Raw genomic sequence first — 14692 nt, 5'->3', positions numbered from 1 at the left:
GCGCCGGGCCGGACCGCGCCGGGCCGGACCGCGCCGGGCCGGACCGCGCCGGGCCAGACCGCGCCGGGCCAGGCCGGGCCAGCCGGGCCCGGGGCGCCCAGCCTGGCGAGCGTGGACCAGGGGAGGGGCATACTGCGCTCGTGCACGGACTCGTCGCCAGGGGACCGCTCGGCCGTAAGGGCCCGCCGCTGCGTGAGCCCGGCACCCTTCGACACCGAAACGACGCCGGCGGGCCGACCGAGGGTTCCGCCGCGCAGGTGGCACCGGTGGCAGTCGTCGAGGCCTACGCCGAGGTGGCGCGCCGGGTGCTCGCGGGCCCGGCGCGGTTGGGACGGACCCGGCTGGTCGCTGTCGACGGGCCGAGCGGCGCGGGCAAGAGCCGGTTCGCGGCGCACCTCGCGGACGCCCTGGCGGCGCTGCCCGGCGGGCGGCCGCCCGTGGTGCACACCGACGACCTGCTCGACGGCTGGGACGACCAGTTGACCTTCTGGCCCCGGCTCGACGGCGAGGTGCTGGCCCGGCTGCGCCAGGGTGAGCCGGGCGCGTACCGGCGGTACAGCTGGGTACGGCGATCTTTCCTGCCCCGCCCGGTGCCGGTGCCGGTGACGCCGGTGCTGATCGTGGAGGGGGTCAGCGCGGCGCGTGCCGTCGTCCGGCCGGAGCTGACCCTCGCCGTCTTCGTGACCGCGCCCGCGCCGCTGCGGCTGGCCCGCGCGATGGAGCGGGACGGGTCGGAGATCCTGCCGGAGTTGCGCCGCTGGCAGGTCGGTGAGCGGGCGCACTTCACCGCCGACGACACTTCCGGGCACGCCGACCTGGTGGTCGACGGCGCGCCGACGCTGCCGCTCGACGCGTCGCGCTACTTCGTCCGGGTCCCCGCTGCGGGTGCGGGCTCCGCCGGCTGGCCTGGGTAAGGCCGGCATACGATGCCGGTCATGACCTCACCGATCATGACCGAGTCCGAGGTACGGGCCGCCGTCGAGCGGGAGATGCCCGGCGTCCGGGCCGACCTCGAACGCCTCGTCCGTATCCCCGGCATCGCCTTCGACGGCTTCGACCACTCGCACGTCGAGCGTTCCGCCGAGGCGGTCGCCGAGTTGCTGCGCGGCTGCGGCCTGGACGTCGACATCGTGCGTTCCGGCGGGCAGCCGGCCGTGATCGGCCGTCGCGCGGCCCCGCCCGGCGCGCCCACCGTGCTGCTCTACGCCCACCACGACGTGCAGCCGGTCGGCGACCGGTCGCTGTGGGAGTCCGACCCGTTCGAGCCGGTGGAGCGCGACGGCCGCCTGTACGGCAGGGGCGCGGCCGACGACAAGGCCGGCATCATGGCGCACGTCGCGGCCCTGCGGGCGTACGGGGACGCTCTGCCGGTCGGTGTGGTGCTGTTCATCGAGGGCGAGGAGGAGTTCGGCTCCGACTCGTTGGAGCGGCTGCTCGTCGAGCACCGCGACGAGATCGCCTCGGACGTCATCGTGATCGCCGACTCGGGCAACTGGGACATCGGTGTACCGGCGCTGACCACCTCGCTGCGCGGCATCGTCAACTGCTTCGTCGAGGTGCGCACGCTGGACCACGCCGTGCACAGCGGCATGTTCGGCGGTGCCATCCCGGACGCGTTGACCGCGCTGGTCCGGCTGCTGGCGACCCTGCACGACGACGCCGGTGACGTGGCGGTGGACGGGCTGGTCGGCCGGGTGGGCGCCGCCGTCGACTACCCGGAGGACCGGGTACGCGCCGAGGCCGGGCTGGCCGAGGGTGTGCAGTTCATCGGTACCGGCCGGCTCACCGACCGGCTCTGGACCAAGCCGGCGCTGGCGGTGCTCGGGATCGACGCCCCGGCCACCGGTGAGGCCCCGAACGCCCTGGTGCCGGCCGCGAAGGCGAAGCTCAGCGTCCGTCTCGCCCCAGGCGACGACCCCAAGCGGGCGTACGCGGCGGTGCGCGCCCACCTGGAGAAGCACGCGCCGTGGGGCGCGCAGGTGACGGTCACCTTCGAGCACGACGGCGACCCGTGCGTGATCGACGCGTCCGGGCCGATGTTCGACGCCGCCCGCTCGGCGTTCCAGGCGGCCTGGGACGGCACCGAGCCGGTGGACATCGGCGTCGGCGGCTCGATCCCGTTCATCGCCACGTTCCAGGAGATGTTCCCGCAGGCGGCGATCCTGGTGACCGGCGTGGAGGACCCGCACGCCCGCGCGCACGGTCCGAACGAGAGCCTGCACCTCGGCGAGTTCGCCAAGGTCTGCCTGGCCGAGGCGCTGCTGCTGGGCAAGGTGGCCGCCGCGGCGGAGTGATAACGGCAAGTTTGCGCCTGAACTGCGTGTTCACGGCGTGTCGTCGATGGGATTGTTATAGGCTTTCGAACATGAGTACGAACGAGGTGATGGCCCGGTTGGGGGCCGCCGTCAGCGCACTGGGGGACGTCGACGTCTCCGCGTGGTCCGAGGACACGCTCAACGAACAGCTCGGTGAGCTCTCCGCCGCCCTGGTCGCCCTCGACTCGGTGCTCTCCCGGGTGGCCGGTGAGGTCCGCGCCCGAGGGTTGCGCATCGAGGAGCCCGTCTCCGCCTGATTCCCGCCGCCCCTTAAGTGCCTTGAGAAACAGGGCCAGCGGGCTGCGGCACCGCGCCGACACCGCCCGGGCACGGCAATGCCCGGGCGGTGTCGGAGGTGACTGGCAGGATGAGCCTCGTGCGGTTCATCGACCTGGCGGCCACCTCCGCCGCCGTGGGCGCCACCAACGGCCGGCGGGCCAAGGTGGAGCTGCTCGCCGACGCGCTGCGCCGGCTCGACCCGGCCGAGGTGGAGCCCGGTGCCGGCTATCTCGCCGGTGAGCTGCGGCAACGCCAGACCGGCGTGGGCTACGCGAGCCTGCGTGACCTGCCCGCGCCGGCCGTCGAGCCGACCCTGACCGTGGCCGCCGTCGACGCGGCCATCGCCCAGATCGCCGCTGTGCACGGCTCGGGGGCGCAGGCCCGCCGCCGCGCTCTGCTCGGCGCCCTCTACGCGGCGGCCACCGCCGACGAGCAACGGCTGCTGACCGGCCTGTTCGGTGGTGAACTGCGCCAGGGCGCGCAGGCCGGGCTGCTCGCCGATGCCGTGGCCCAGGCGGCCGAGGTGCCGGTCGCCACCGTCCGCCGTGCCCTGCTGCTCGCCGGTGACCTGCGGGCCGTGGCGGTGGCCGCGCTGCGCGGAGGTGCCGCAGAGCTGGCCGGTTTCGGCCTGCGGGTCGGCCGGCCACTCGCGCCGATGCTCGCCCAGAGCGCCCCCTCAGTCGATGAGGCGTTGGCCGCGACCGGGACGCCCGCCGTGGTCGACGTGAAGCTCGACGGCATCCGCATCCAGGTGCACCGCTCCGGCGCCGACATCGCCGTGTTCACCCGCAGCCTCGACGAGATCACCAGCCGCGTGCCCGAGGTCGTCGCGGCGGTTCGCGCCCTGCCCGGCCGGGAGCTGGTGCTCGACGGCGAGGCGATCGGTCTGGACGAGACAGGCCGTCCGCTGCCGTTCCAGCAGACCTCCAGCCGGGCCGCCCGGCGCACCACACCGAGCACCACCGGCCGTACGCCGGTCGCCCCGGCGGTGCTCGCGGCCGCCGCCAGCACCGGCACGACGGTGCTCACCCCGTACTTCTTCGACCTGCTGCACCTCGATGGTGAGGATCTGATCGACCTGCCCGGCCACCAGCGGTGGGCCGCGCTCGCCGACGCGGTGGACGCGTCACTGCTGGTCGGTCGGATGGAGGTCGACGGTCCGGAGCAGGCCGGCGCGGCGTTCGCCGCCGCCCTCGACGCGGGCCAGGAGGGCGTGGTGGTCAAGGCGCCGGACGCCCCCTACGACGCCGGCCGTCGTGGGGCGGCCTGGGTCAAGGTCAAACCCCGACACACCCTCGACCTGGTGGTGCTCGCCGTGGAGTGGGGCAGCGGCCGGCGCAAGGGCTGGCTCTCCAACCTGCACCTCGGCGCCCGTGACCCGCGCACCGGCGACTTCGTGATGCTGGGCAAGACGTTCAAGGGGCTCACCGACGAGCTGCTGCGGTGGCAGACCGAGCGGTTCCTCGGCCTCGCCGTCGAGCGCGGCGACTGGGTGGTCCGGGTACGCCCCGAGCAGGTCGTGGAGATCGCGTTCGACGGGGTGCAGACGAGCACCCGCTATCCGGGTGGGATGGCGCTGCGGTTCGCCCGCGTGGTGCGCTACCGGGACGACAAGTCCGCCGCCGAGGCCGACACCATCGACGCCGTCCGCGCCATCCACGCGGGCCGGGCCACCGGCTGACGTCGGTCGGGGCCAGCCCACCGGCTGACGCCGGTCCAGGCGGGCAGGGCGGGGTCAGGCGGAGGCGCTGGGCGTCGGCTCGGCCGCCCGGTCCAGCGGGGCGGGCCCGCCATCGAGGCCGGCGGCCCGGCGTGCCTCGCGGCGGGCCACCCAGCCGTAGCCGAAGATCGCCATCGCGGCGAACAGCCACCACTGCACGACGTAGCCGAAGTTCTGCCAGTTGTTGGTGTGCCCGACCGGAACGGCCTTGAACGCCGGGTCGGCGGCCGGGGTCTGCTCGTCCAGCAGCAGGTAGCCGCCGTAGACCGGATAGGGCAGCTCACGGGCCAGCCGCGGTACGGCGATCCGGCGCGTCTCCAGCCGCCCGTCGCGGCGGTCCACCGCGCCGGCGCCGCTCTCGGTCTCGTGCACCCGGCCGTTGACCGTCACGTCGCCGCCGGGCGGGGTGGGCACCGCCGGCTGGGCGGTCGCGCCGCCCGGCGCGGGCGGGATCCAGCCCCGGTCCACCAGCAGCGCGGTGCCATCGGCGAGCACGAGCGGGGTGAGCACCTCGAAGCCGACCCGGCTGTCGACCGTCCGGCCCCGGACCAGGACGGTGTTCGACGTGTCGTACCGGCCGGTGGCGGTGACGCGGGTCCAGACCCGGTCCTTCGCGGGAGCCGGACCGGCGGTGCCGGGGCCGCCGGCCGGCGGGCGGAACGCGTCGGCCAGGGGCGCCGGGGCCATCCGCTCGCCCGCGTCGATCCGCTCGTTGATCTCGGTACGACCTCGGTAGCGGTCCAGCTGCCAGTTGCCGAGCCACACCATGACGGCGGCGGCGACCAGCGTCAGCGCGAGGGCGCCCAACCAGCGTGGGCTCAGCAGGAACCGGTACACGGCACCGAGGCTACCCGTATGACCGGGGCCACTCACCGCGACCGGGCCGGGACGGTCCGCCGACCCCCGGTTGGCGGTGCTCGCCCGTCGGTCCGGGCGAGTATCGTCACGCCGACGGATCGACCCCCTCGGTTGTCCGTCGCGTACCCGCCGCCGCCCGCGAGGAGTCGATGATGACCGTCGTGCCGCGCCTGGTGCTCAGCGCGCCGTCCTCCGGGCACGGAAAGAACGCGCTGGCGATCGGGCTGCTCGCCGCCCTGGCCGAGCGGGGTGTCGACGTCGCCGGGTTCAAGCTCGGCCCGGACCCCGTCGACGCCGCGTACCTCGGCCTCGCCGCCGGTCGCCCGGGCCGGGTGATCGATCCCCGGCTGGTCGGCGTCGACCGGCTCGCCCCGCTGGTAGCGCACGGTGCCGCCGGTGCCGGACTCGCGGTCGTGCAGGGCAGCATGGGCCTGTACGACTCGGTGGGCGGCCGCCCGGAGCAGGAGTCCACGGCCGCCGCCGCGGCGGCGCTGCGCAGCCCGGTGGTGCTGGTGGTCGACGTGGCCGCGATGGGTCAGTCGGTGGCCGCCCTGGTGCACGGTTTCCGCTCGTACGACGAGCAGTTGTGGTTGGGCGGGGTGATCCTCAACCGGGTGGCGTCGTCGCGGCACGAGAGCATGTTGCGCGAGGCATTGGACGACGTGGGTGTGCCCGTCTACGGCGCACTGCGCCGCCAGGATCTGCCGGCCGTGCTGCCGTCCCGCCGGCACGGGGTCGCGCCGGTCGTCGACTCCTCGGCCGACGCCGTCCGCGCGGTGCGTCGCCTGGGTGAGGCCGTCGCCGCCACTGTCGACCTGGAACGTCTGCTCGGGCTGGCCCGTTCCGCTCCGCCCCTGCCGGCGGCGGCCTGGTCGCCGGGGGACGCGCTCGGTGAGCTGGTCGTGCCGGCGCAGCGTCCGCTGGTCGCGGTGGCGGGCGGTCCGGGTGGCAGCTTCAGCCATCCGGAGACCGCGGAGCTGCTGACGGGGGCCGGCGCCGAGGTGGTCACGGTCGACCCGCTGCGCGACGAGGCCCTGCCCGTCGGTACGCGGGCGCTGGTCGTCGGGGGAGCGCTACCCGAGGCGTACGCGGAGCAGCTGTCGGCCAACCGTCGGCTCTGCATCGCGGTGGCCGAGTTGGCGCGTACCGGCCGGCCGGTGGTCGCCGAGGGCGCCGGCCTGCTCTGGCTGGCCCGGGAGCTGGACGGGCTGCCGATGTGCGGTGTGCTGGACGCGGTGGGCGCGAGCCGCGACGGTCTGGTGGTGGGCTACCGGGAGGCGACCGCCGAGACCGACAGCGTGGTCGCCGCGAGCGGCACGGTGGTCGTCGGGCACAAGGAGCACCGGGCGGTGCTCACCCCGCGCGCCGGTCAGCGGCCGGCGTGGAGGTGGGAGGGCGGAACGCCGGAGGGGTTCGTCTGGCGCAACGTGCACGCCTCGCAACTCACCCTGCACTGGGCCGGTCATCCGGCGACCGCCGCCCGGGTGGTGGCGGCGGCGGTGGGCGAGCCAGCAGCCGAGGCGGTGTCACCGCCGGTGGTGCCGGCGTGATCGGTGAGTTGGCGGTCCGCCGATTTCCGGCGTTGACCGTCTCCACCCCGCGTACGGAGGTGCGCCGGCTCACCGCGGCCGACGCGGAGGCGGCCGGCGAGATCTTCGCCGACAAGCTGACCCGGCGTTGGCTGCCGCTGCCCGGCGACTCCGGTCCGATCGACGGGCACGCCTGGTGCACCGACCTGGCCCGGCAGCGACGCGACAGCGGCGAGGGCGACCACTACGCGGTGACCCGCCGGGAGGACGACCAGGTGGTCGGCTCCCTCTGGACCCGGCGCACCGACTGGGGTGCCCGCCTCACCGAGGTCTCCTACGCGATGGCCCCCCACGCCCGGGGCTTCGGCCTGGCCGCCGAGGCGGTGGACGCGGTGGCCATCGCGTTGATCCTGGAGCACGGTTTCCAGCGGGTCGAGCTGCGGGTCGCGCCCGGCAACCTGGCGTCCCGTCGGGTCGCCGAGAAGGCCGGCTTCACCTACGAGGGCCTGTTACGCAACGCCGGCTTCGTCGGCGGTGGCCGGGTCGACCTCGAAGTCTGGTCGTTCGTGGCGGCGGACCTGCGCTGACCCCCGCCGCCTGGCGGTCCTGCGCTGAACCCCGCCGCCTGGCGGTCCTGCGCTGAACCCCGCCGCCTGGCGGTCCTGCGCTGAACCCCGCCGCCTGGCGGACCTGTGCTGAACCTCGCCGTCAGCCGACGATGGCGTCCGAGGGTGGCGTGAACTGGCGGGTCGGTGTGCCCTTGAGGCCGTCGCGCAGTGTCTGCGCCACCGCCGCGATGGGGATCTGGGACTGCCCGTCGCCGACCGCGTTGAACGGGTTGTCCGGGTCGGAGATGAAGCTCGCCGCGGCCAGCTCCGGCGTGAACCCGACGAACCAGGCGGACCGGGTGCTGTCGGTGGTACCCGTCTTGCCGGCGACCGGGCGGCCGACCGTACCCCGGACGCTGTCGGCCGTCGACCAGCCGCCGCAGCCACCGCGTGCCGGGGTGTCCCCGGTCGGGCAGCGGGCGGCGTCGGTGGCCGCGCGGGCGGCGTCGGCGCTGACCACCTGGCGGCAGCGGGGCTTCGCCACCTCGCGCTGGATGCCGCCCGGCGTGGTGTACGTGGCCGGTGTGCCGTCGCGGTTCATGATCGCCTGCACGGGTATCGCCTCGCAGTAGCGGCCGTCGGCCGCGATGGCCGCGTAGGCGTTCGCCATCTCCAGCGGGGTGGCGTCGGAGACGCCGAGGGTGAACGCGCCCCACTTGTTGGCCTTGCCCGGTGACGCCTGCTCCCGGTCGACGTCGGTGCGCCAGCGCAGGCCGAGCTGCTCGGCGAGCCGGACCGCCTTCTCCGCGCCCACCTTCTCCTCCAGCCACACGAAGTACGTGTTGACGGATTTGCCGAAGCCCGACCACATGGTCTGCTGGCCGGTCATCGCGCCGCTGGCGTTCGACGGCGCCCAGCCGTCGTAGACGGACGACTTGTAGCGGTACGGGGCGTTGAACGAGGTGGAGAGCGTCATCCCGGAGTCCAGCGCGGCCAGCATCGGGAACATCTTGAACGTCGATCCGGCCTGGTAGCCGGGCAGGTCCCCGCCGCCGAGCAGCGGCGCCACCGTGTTCGGGTAGTTGGCCTTCACCTTCGGCCCGGCCTCGGGATTGGAGCTGGGTGGATTGTCGGCCAGGTCCAGGGAGTAGTTCCGGTTGACCGCCATCGCCTTGACCCGCCCGGTGCCCGGTTCGGAGACCACGATGCCGTTGGCGAACGGACTGCCGGTGCCCTCCTTCGCGCCGACGTTCTTCTCGGCCGCCTCCTGGACCTTCTGGTCGAGGCTGAGCACGATCCGGTAGCCGCCCCGGCGCAGCTTGTCCATCCGTTCGAGGCGGTTGCTGCCGAACGCCGGTTGGGCGCTCCACCAGTTCTTCACGTAGTCGCAGGCGAAGCCCCAGCTCTGGTACTTCTCGATGATCGAGGCGCAGTCGCTCGGTGGGGTGGTGAGCTTCAGCCGGATCGGCTCGGACTTCGCGGCGGCGGCCGAGTCGGGGGACAGGTAACCGAGCTGGCTCATCCGGTCCAGGACGTAGTTGCGCCGCCCGGTGGCCTCCTTCTGGTCGGAGTCGGCCGGGTCGTACTCGGATGGGGACTTGACGAGCCCGGCGAGGGTGGCGGCCTCGACCGGGGTGAGGTCCTTCGGGGTTTTGGAGAAGAAGATCTCGCTGGCCGCGTAGATTCCGTACGCCCGGTGACCGAAGTACGCCGAGTTCAGGTAGCGCTCCATGATGTCTTCCTTGCTCATCTCCTTCTCCAGGTCCAGCGCCATGCGCATCTCCTTGACCTTGCGCAGGCTGGTCTGCTGGGTAGCCTCCTGGACCTCCTTGGGGGTGGTGGCGCTGTCCCGCAGGGCCATCCGGACGTACTGCATGGTCAGCGTCGACGCGCCCTGGGACACCCCGCTGGAGTGGGCGTTGGCCACGAAGGCGCGGGCCACGCCCTTCGGGTCGACGCCGTGGTGCTGGTAGAAGCGGGAGTCCTCGGCGGCGACGATCGCCTGCTGGATGTTCGGCGACATGTCCGACAGCTTCGTGTACTGCCGGTACTCCTCGTAGAACATGGTCAGCACGGTCTTGCCGTCCGGGGCGTACAGGTAGGAGGTCTCGGCGGGCAGGGCTTTGGTCAGCAGCCGGGTCTTCTGCTCCGTGGCGTGCGCGGTGGCCTTCGCGCCGAGCCCGGTGAGGGCGACCAGCGGGTAGGCGGCGGCAGCGATCACGATGCCGGCGATGAGTCCGGCGCGCAGGAGAGGAACGAGACGACCGGCGGCAGCAAGGAGTCGGTTGCTCACGTCGCAAAGTTATGACATTTCCGATTCGTACATGAGAAGAACTCATAAACCCGCGAGGTGGTGACATGGCTTACGTCGACATCGACTGTCCCGCCGGCCACCTTCCCGGCAGGATCGCGGACATGCGTGATCAGCCGTGGGGGGTGTCGCCGTTCGTCGACGCCGAGCCCGACCTGGCGCACCACGGCGACGCCGAGGCCAGCGCCGGGTTGGTCGACCTCGCCGTCAACGTCCGCCGGGCGCCGCTACCGACCTGGTTGGCCGCCCCGATCGCCGCCACTCTCACCGACCTGGCCCGCTACCCGGATGTGGCCCCGGCCCGCGCCGCCGTCGCCGCCCGGCACCGGCGTCACCCGGACGAGGTACTGCTCACCGCCGGGGCCGCCGAGGGCTTCGTGCTCATCGCCCAGGCGCTGCGCGGCGTGCGCCGTCCCGTGGTGGTGCACCCGCAGTTCACCGAGCCGGAGGCGGCGCTGCGGGCCGCCGGGCACACGGTCGAGCGGGTGCTGCTGGACCAGGCCGACGGCTTCCGCCTCGACGAATCCCTCGTGCCCGCCGACGCGGACCTGGTCATGATCGGCAACCCGACCAACCCCACATCGGTGCTGCACCCCGCGCGGACCATCGCCGCGCTCGCCCGTCCCGGCCGGGTGCTGGTCGTCGACGAGGCGTTCGCCGACACCACCGGCGGCGCGGACACCGGCGAACCGGAGTCGCTCGCCGAGCGGCGCGACCTGCCCGGGCTGCTCGTCCTGCGCAGCCTCACCAAGACCTGGGGCCTGGCCGGTCTGCGGATCGGTTACCTGCTCGGCGACGCCACCCTGCTGTCCCGCCTGGCCGCCGTCCAGCCGCTCTGGGCCGTCTCCACGCCCGCGCTGGCCGCCGCCGAGGCCTGCGCCACGCCCGTCGCGGTCCAGGCCGAACGCGCGATCGCCGCCGAACTCGCCGCCGACCGCGACCACCTGGTCGCCCGCCTGTCCGACCTGCCGGGTGTACGCGTCGCCGGCCGCCCCGCCAGCGCGTTCGTCCTGCTGCGCCTGCCCGACGCGACCCGGGTACGGGCCGCCCTGCGCGACCGGGGCTGGGCGGTCCGCCGGGGCGACACCTTTCCCGGGCTGGGCCCGGACTGGCTGCGCGTGGCGGTACGCGACCAAGACACCACCGACGCGTTCATCGCGGTGCTGCGCGAGATCATGGAGGCATGATGCTGGAGACCACGACGTCGGCGATCCGGCCACTCGACGAGGCGGCGATGGCAGCTGCCCGCGAGCTGCACGGCCGGCTGACCAAGCCGCCGGGCTCGCTGGGCCTGCTGGAGGACCTGTCGGTACGCCTCGCCGGGCTGGCCGGGACCTGCCCGCCGCCGGTGCCCGAGCCCGCCGCCGTGGCGATCTTCGCGGGCGACCACGGGGTGCACGCCCAGGGAGTCACCCCGTGGCCGCAGGAGGTCACCGCCCAGATGATCGGCAACTTCCTGGCCGGCGGCGCGGTCGTCAACGCCTTCGCCCGGCAGGCCGGCGCGTCGGTCACCGTGGTCGACGTCGGGGTGGCCCACCCACTGCCCGCGCCCGAGTCGGCCGATCCCGCCGATCCCGCCGATCCCGCCGATCCCGCCGGCCCCGCCGCGCCCGCGTCGGACCTGGGCGCGCCGCGGCTGATCGACGCGTCCGTGCGGCGGGGCACCCGGGACCTCGCGGTGACCGCCGCGCTCACCCGGGACGAGGCGCTGGCGGCGGTCCTGACCGGCGTCCGGGTCGCCGACGAGCTGATCGACGCCGGCGCCGGCATCCTGCTCACCGGGGACATGGGCATCGGCAACACCACCCCGGCCGCCGCGCTGATCGCCGCGTTCACCGGCGTCGACCCGCTCGACTCCACGGGTCGGGGCACCGGTGTGGACGATGCGACGTACGCCCACAAGGTGGCCGTGGTGCGGGCCGCGTTGGCCCGGCACACGCCCGACCCGGCGGACCCGCTGGGTGTGCTCGCCGCCGTCGGCGGCCTGGAGCACGCCGCCCTGGCCGGGCTGATCCTCGGTGCCGCCGCCCGCCGTACGCCGGTCCTGCTGGACGGGGTGATCGCGGTGTCCGCCGCGCTCGCCGCCGCCGCGTTCGCGCCGGACGCGGTCGCCGCCATGGTCGCCGGACACCGCTCGGCGGAGCCCGGCGCGACGGTGGCGTTGCGACACCTCGGCCTCGACCCGCTCATCGATCTGGGGCTGCGCCTCGGCGAGGGCACCGGCGCACTGCTCGCGCTGCCGGTGGTCACCGGCGCGGTCCGGGTGCTGCACGAGGTCGCCACGTTCGACTCGGCCGGCGTGGCCGAGAAGTGACCGCCTCCAGCAAGCGGTCCGGTGGTGCCGGATGAGCGCGAACCCGTACCCCCTTGGTCTGCGGCTCGACGGACGGCGGGTGGTCGTGGTGGGTGGCGGCGCGGTCGCCACCCGGCGCGTGCCGGCGCTGCTGGACGCCGGTGCCGACGTCCTGCTGGTGGCGCCGGAGCTGACCCCGGCGTTGCAGGCCCGGGTCGACGCGGGTCGGTTGCGCTGGGTGCCGCGCCGCTTCGTGCCCGAGGACCTGGACGGGGCCTGGCTGGTCCAGGTGGCGATCGACGATCCGATCGCGGCGGCCGCGGTCAGCGCCGTCGCGGACGAGCGGCGGATCTTCTGCGTACGCGCCGACGACCGGACGGCCGCCACCGCCTGGACCCCGGCGGTGACCCGGCAGGGGCCGGTCACCGTGGCGGTGCTCGGCGGCGGTGACCCCCGCCGGGCGATGAGCGTCCGCGACGCCATCCGCGACCTGCTGGCCGTGCGCGACGCCGCGCCGCCGGCGGTACGCCCCGACGCCGAGGCGACCGACGGACGGGTGGCTCTCGTCGGGGCCGGCCCGGGTGACCCGGAGCTGATCACGGTCAAGGGTTGGCGGCTGCTCACCGAGGCGGACGTGGTGGTCGCCGACCGGCTGGTGCCCGGCCTGCTCCTGGACGAGCTGCGCCCCGACGTCGAGCTGGTGGACGCCTCGAAGATCCCCTACGGCCCGTCGCGTGCCCAGGAGGAGATCAACCAGATCCTGGTCGACCGCGCGCTGGCGGGCGCTGCCGTGGTGCGACTGAAGGGCGGCGACCCGTACGTCTTCGGTCGGGGCGGCGAGGAGTTGCTGGCCTGCGCGGCGGCCGGCGTGCCGGTGACCGTGGTCCCCGGGGTGACCAGTTCGATCGCCGCGCCCGCCGCGGCCGGCATCCCGGTCACCCACCGGGGGGTCGCGCACGAGTTCACCGTGGTCTCCGGGCACGTGGCGCCCGACTCGCCCGCGTCGCTGGTGCGCTGGGACGCCCTCGCCGGCCTGCGCGGCACGCTGGTGATCCTGATGGGGCTGAAGAACCTCGCTGCCATCACCGAGACGCTGATCGCGCACGGCCGGCCGCCGGGCACGCCGGCCGCCGTCGTCCAGGAGGCCACAACGGGCGCACAGCGCGTGCTGCGTTCGACGCTCGACGCGGTGGCCGCCGAGGCGTTGGCGGCCGACTTCCGTCCACCCGCCGTCGTGGTGGTTGGCGACGTGGTGGGTGCCCTCGATGAGTGATCGGTCGCACGGCTGCCGCGCGCGCGGAGCCTGGGATGGTGCCGGCGGCAGGACCGACTGGTCCCTTCGCGTCCTTTGCTCTGCTTCAACCGACGCAACACCGCGGAGGCGTTTGTGTTGCGTGGAGTGAAGCAGAGCAAAGGACGCGCAGAGGACGGGAAGAGGACGCCCAGGGGGGCGACGGCAGGCGCGAGGGTGGTGTCGTGTGGCACGAAAACCGGCAGCCCAGAGGAGTCCAATGAGACGTGCGAATCACCAAGCCTGCGACCACCCAAGTACGAGCACAGCTGCCTCTCGCGTCCACGGACGAACTGTTGATCACCTTCTTCGCACCAAAGGACCAGGGCGACGAGGCGGTGTGGGCGGAAGACGGGCCGGTTGTGTTGAAAGACCTCGACGATCCCGGGGTGCGTGCCAAGATTCGGCGCGTCGCGGCAGAGCAAGAAGCCCGGCTAGGGCAGTAACTGCTCGACGCTGGCCTGCACATCACCCAACGCTGACCGTCACCGACGCGAGCGGAACAGTTCGGCCACCGCCTTGATGATGGCGGGCCGGTCCTTCGGGTCAGTTCCCCGCAAGGCCAAGGCGGTAATGATGATCTTTCCCGTGACCGGCACGGCGACTGCGGCAGCAACGACGTACGGGCTTGCTCCGACGAACGGCTCAAGACTCGCGAGCCCCACGATGGCGTCTCCTCGCTTCACACCGAGCGAGGCACGCAGGACTCAGCTCGGCCGATGAACAGGCCAAAGGCTGAGGCCCCGCGCCGACTGCGCAGAATCCCAGGTATTCCTCTGGCCCTCATCGATTCAGCAGAGTCTTTAGAGTCTTAGGGGTCGCATCTCGCCGGTCGTCGGCACCGAGAAGACGCTATTTAGGGGGCGGACCAGACGCCCGTCCACGAGGGACGGACACTTGCCGGCCAGCGTACCGGACCTGCACAAGACCCCACCACGGCTCGCGCTGTCAGTGCTATCCCCTCCTACGCCGTCTCTCAGACAAGATCAACGATCTGCACCCGGGCCCTTCGCCTTGATTAGGAACCCGGGCGTTAAGTGGGGCGCAGGGCGGACAGCCCTTCCAGAATCTCTCGGCGTTCCCGAGGCCGCGCATCGCGTAACGCGATCTCAAGCATGGCCTTGTCCCGCTCGGCATGGATCTTGTCGCGGATCAGGCGGAACGCCAAGGAAGCAACACCAGCTATAGCGCCAGGGAGCGCCATCCAGAGCCCCGGTTCTACGAGCCCCACAATCTCGCCTCTCACTCAACTGGTCGAGAGGACATCTGCGCAGGGCGCGATTCAGCTCGACCAGTACCAATACGCCTGGTGAACCGAGTCGATCCCTTACGACTCGCCATCGGACGGCCCTCGGAGGCAGGTCCAGCCTTGCCATCGCACAGAGTGCGGTTGCTCGTAGCCCTCTTGGTCAGGATGGCGTGAGACACCCCGTGTGAGTGGGGTGGTGACCTGCTGAGGGCGGGGATCGGGGATCCTTGTGTACGTGTCCACTTCATCTGGCAAGCAGCCGGCGGCTGGCGGCGGTGACCCGGCGCCGAAGCCGTCGC

12 protein-coding genes and 1 pseudogene are annotated in these 14692 nt (G+C 73.4%); 10 read left to right on the top strand and 3 right to left on the bottom strand.

Features of this window, described 5'->3' with window-relative positions:
- Positions 1 to 140: 140 nt before the first annotated feature.
- From ACLQ25_RS29360 to ACLQ25_RS29345, 4 genes and pseudogenes are all read left to right on the top strand, one after another.
- Positions 141 to 958 (top strand): annotated as a pseudogene (locus tag ACLQ25_RS29360) (uridine kinase family protein); the annotation flags it as partial.
- Positions 951 to 2294: a dipeptidase gene (locus tag ACLQ25_RS29355; RefSeq protein ID WP_425734001.1), complete on the top strand. Its 1344-nt coding sequence runs from the start codon at positions 951 to 953 to the stop codon at positions 2292 to 2294. The pseudogene ACLQ25_RS29360 and the gene ACLQ25_RS29355, both read left to right, overlap by 8 nt.
- A 71-nt stretch (positions 2295 to 2365) precedes the next feature.
- Complete coding sequence (locus ACLQ25_RS29350) at positions 2366 to 2572, top strand: hypothetical protein (protein ID WP_030333429.1); 207 nt, start codon at positions 2366 to 2368, stop codon at positions 2570 to 2572.
- A 110-nt stretch (positions 2573 to 2682) separates the two neighbouring features.
- The gene (locus ACLQ25_RS29345) at positions 2683 to 4275 is read left to right on the top strand and encodes an ATP-dependent DNA ligase (protein ID WP_425733989.1); all 1593 of its coding nucleotides are present in this window, start codon (positions 2683 to 2685) and stop codon (positions 4273 to 4275) included.
- A gap of 54 nt (positions 4276 to 4329) precedes the next feature.
- Here the strand turns inward: ACLQ25_RS29345 and ACLQ25_RS29340 are convergent, their stop codons facing one another.
- Positions 4330 to 5151: an SURF1 family protein gene (locus tag ACLQ25_RS29340; RefSeq protein ID WP_425733988.1), complete on the bottom strand. Its 822-nt coding sequence runs from the start codon at positions 5149 to 5151 to the stop codon at positions 4330 to 4332.
- A gap of 173 nt (positions 5152 to 5324) precedes the next feature.
- On the opposite strand from ACLQ25_RS29340, the gene ACLQ25_RS29335 reads away from it, so the two are divergent.
- Both ACLQ25_RS29335 and ACLQ25_RS29330 read left to right on the top strand, forming a co-directional pair.
- Positions 5325 to 6722: a cobyrinate a,c-diamide synthase gene (locus ACLQ25_RS29335; protein ID WP_425733987.1), complete on the top strand. Its 1398-nt coding sequence runs from the start codon at positions 5325 to 5327 to the stop codon at positions 6720 to 6722.
- Positions 6719 to 7288, top strand: coding sequence for a GNAT family N-acetyltransferase (locus tag ACLQ25_RS29330; RefSeq protein ID WP_425733986.1), 570 nt, complete (start codon positions 6719 to 6721; stop codon positions 7286 to 7288). Before ACLQ25_RS29335 ends, ACLQ25_RS29330 begins: the two co-directional genes overlap by 4 nt.
- Positions 7289 to 7409: 121 nt before the next feature.
- Here the strand turns inward: ACLQ25_RS29330 and ACLQ25_RS29325 are convergent, their stop codons facing one another.
- Entirely contained in the window at positions 7410 to 9542 is a 2133-nt protein-coding gene (locus ACLQ25_RS29325) for a transglycosylase domain-containing protein (protein WP_425733985.1), read from the bottom strand.
- A gap of 122 nt (positions 9543 to 9664) precedes the next feature.
- On the opposite strand from ACLQ25_RS29325, the gene cobC reads away from it, so the two are divergent.
- The 4 genes from cobC to ACLQ25_RS29305 all read left to right on the top strand — a co-directional run bounded on the left by cobC (position 9665) and on the right by ACLQ25_RS29305 (position 13590).
- A complete protein-coding gene (cobC, locus tag ACLQ25_RS29320) occupies positions 9665 to 10747 on the top strand; it encodes an Rv2231c family pyridoxal phosphate-dependent protein CobC (protein WP_425734000.1) in 1083 nt (360 codons plus the stop codon).
- On the top strand, positions 10747 to 11874 hold the full coding sequence (locus ACLQ25_RS29315) for a nicotinate-nucleotide--dimethylbenzimidazole phosphoribosyltransferase (RefSeq protein WP_425733999.1): 1128 nt from the start codon (positions 10747 to 10749) through the stop codon (positions 11872 to 11874). Before cobC ends, ACLQ25_RS29315 begins: the two co-directional genes overlap by 1 nt.
- A gap of 31 nt (positions 11875 to 11905) precedes the next feature.
- Positions 11906 to 13126, top strand: a complete 1221-nt coding sequence (cobA, locus tag ACLQ25_RS29310; RefSeq protein WP_425733984.1) for a uroporphyrinogen-III C-methyltransferase — start codon at positions 11906 to 11908, stop codon at positions 13124 to 13126.
- A 245-nt stretch (positions 13127 to 13371) separates the two neighbouring features.
- A complete protein-coding gene (locus ACLQ25_RS29305; protein ID WP_425733983.1) occupies positions 13372 to 13590 on the top strand; it encodes a hypothetical protein in 219 nt (72 codons plus the stop codon).
- Positions 13591 to 13629: 39 nt separating this feature from the next.
- On the opposite strand, the gene ACLQ25_RS29300 is transcribed toward ACLQ25_RS29305, so the two are convergent.
- Complete coding sequence (locus ACLQ25_RS29300; protein ID WP_425733982.1) at positions 13630 to 13809, bottom strand: hypothetical protein; 180 nt, start codon at positions 13807 to 13809, stop codon at positions 13630 to 13632.
- Positions 13810 to 14692: the final 883 nt, after the last annotated feature.

The organism is Micromonospora sp. DT44, assembly GCF_049841635.1.
Taxonomy (GTDB): Bacteria; Actinomycetota; Actinomycetes; order Mycobacteriales; family Micromonosporaceae; genus Micromonospora.
This window is presented reverse-complemented; position numbering and strand designations above follow the sequence as displayed.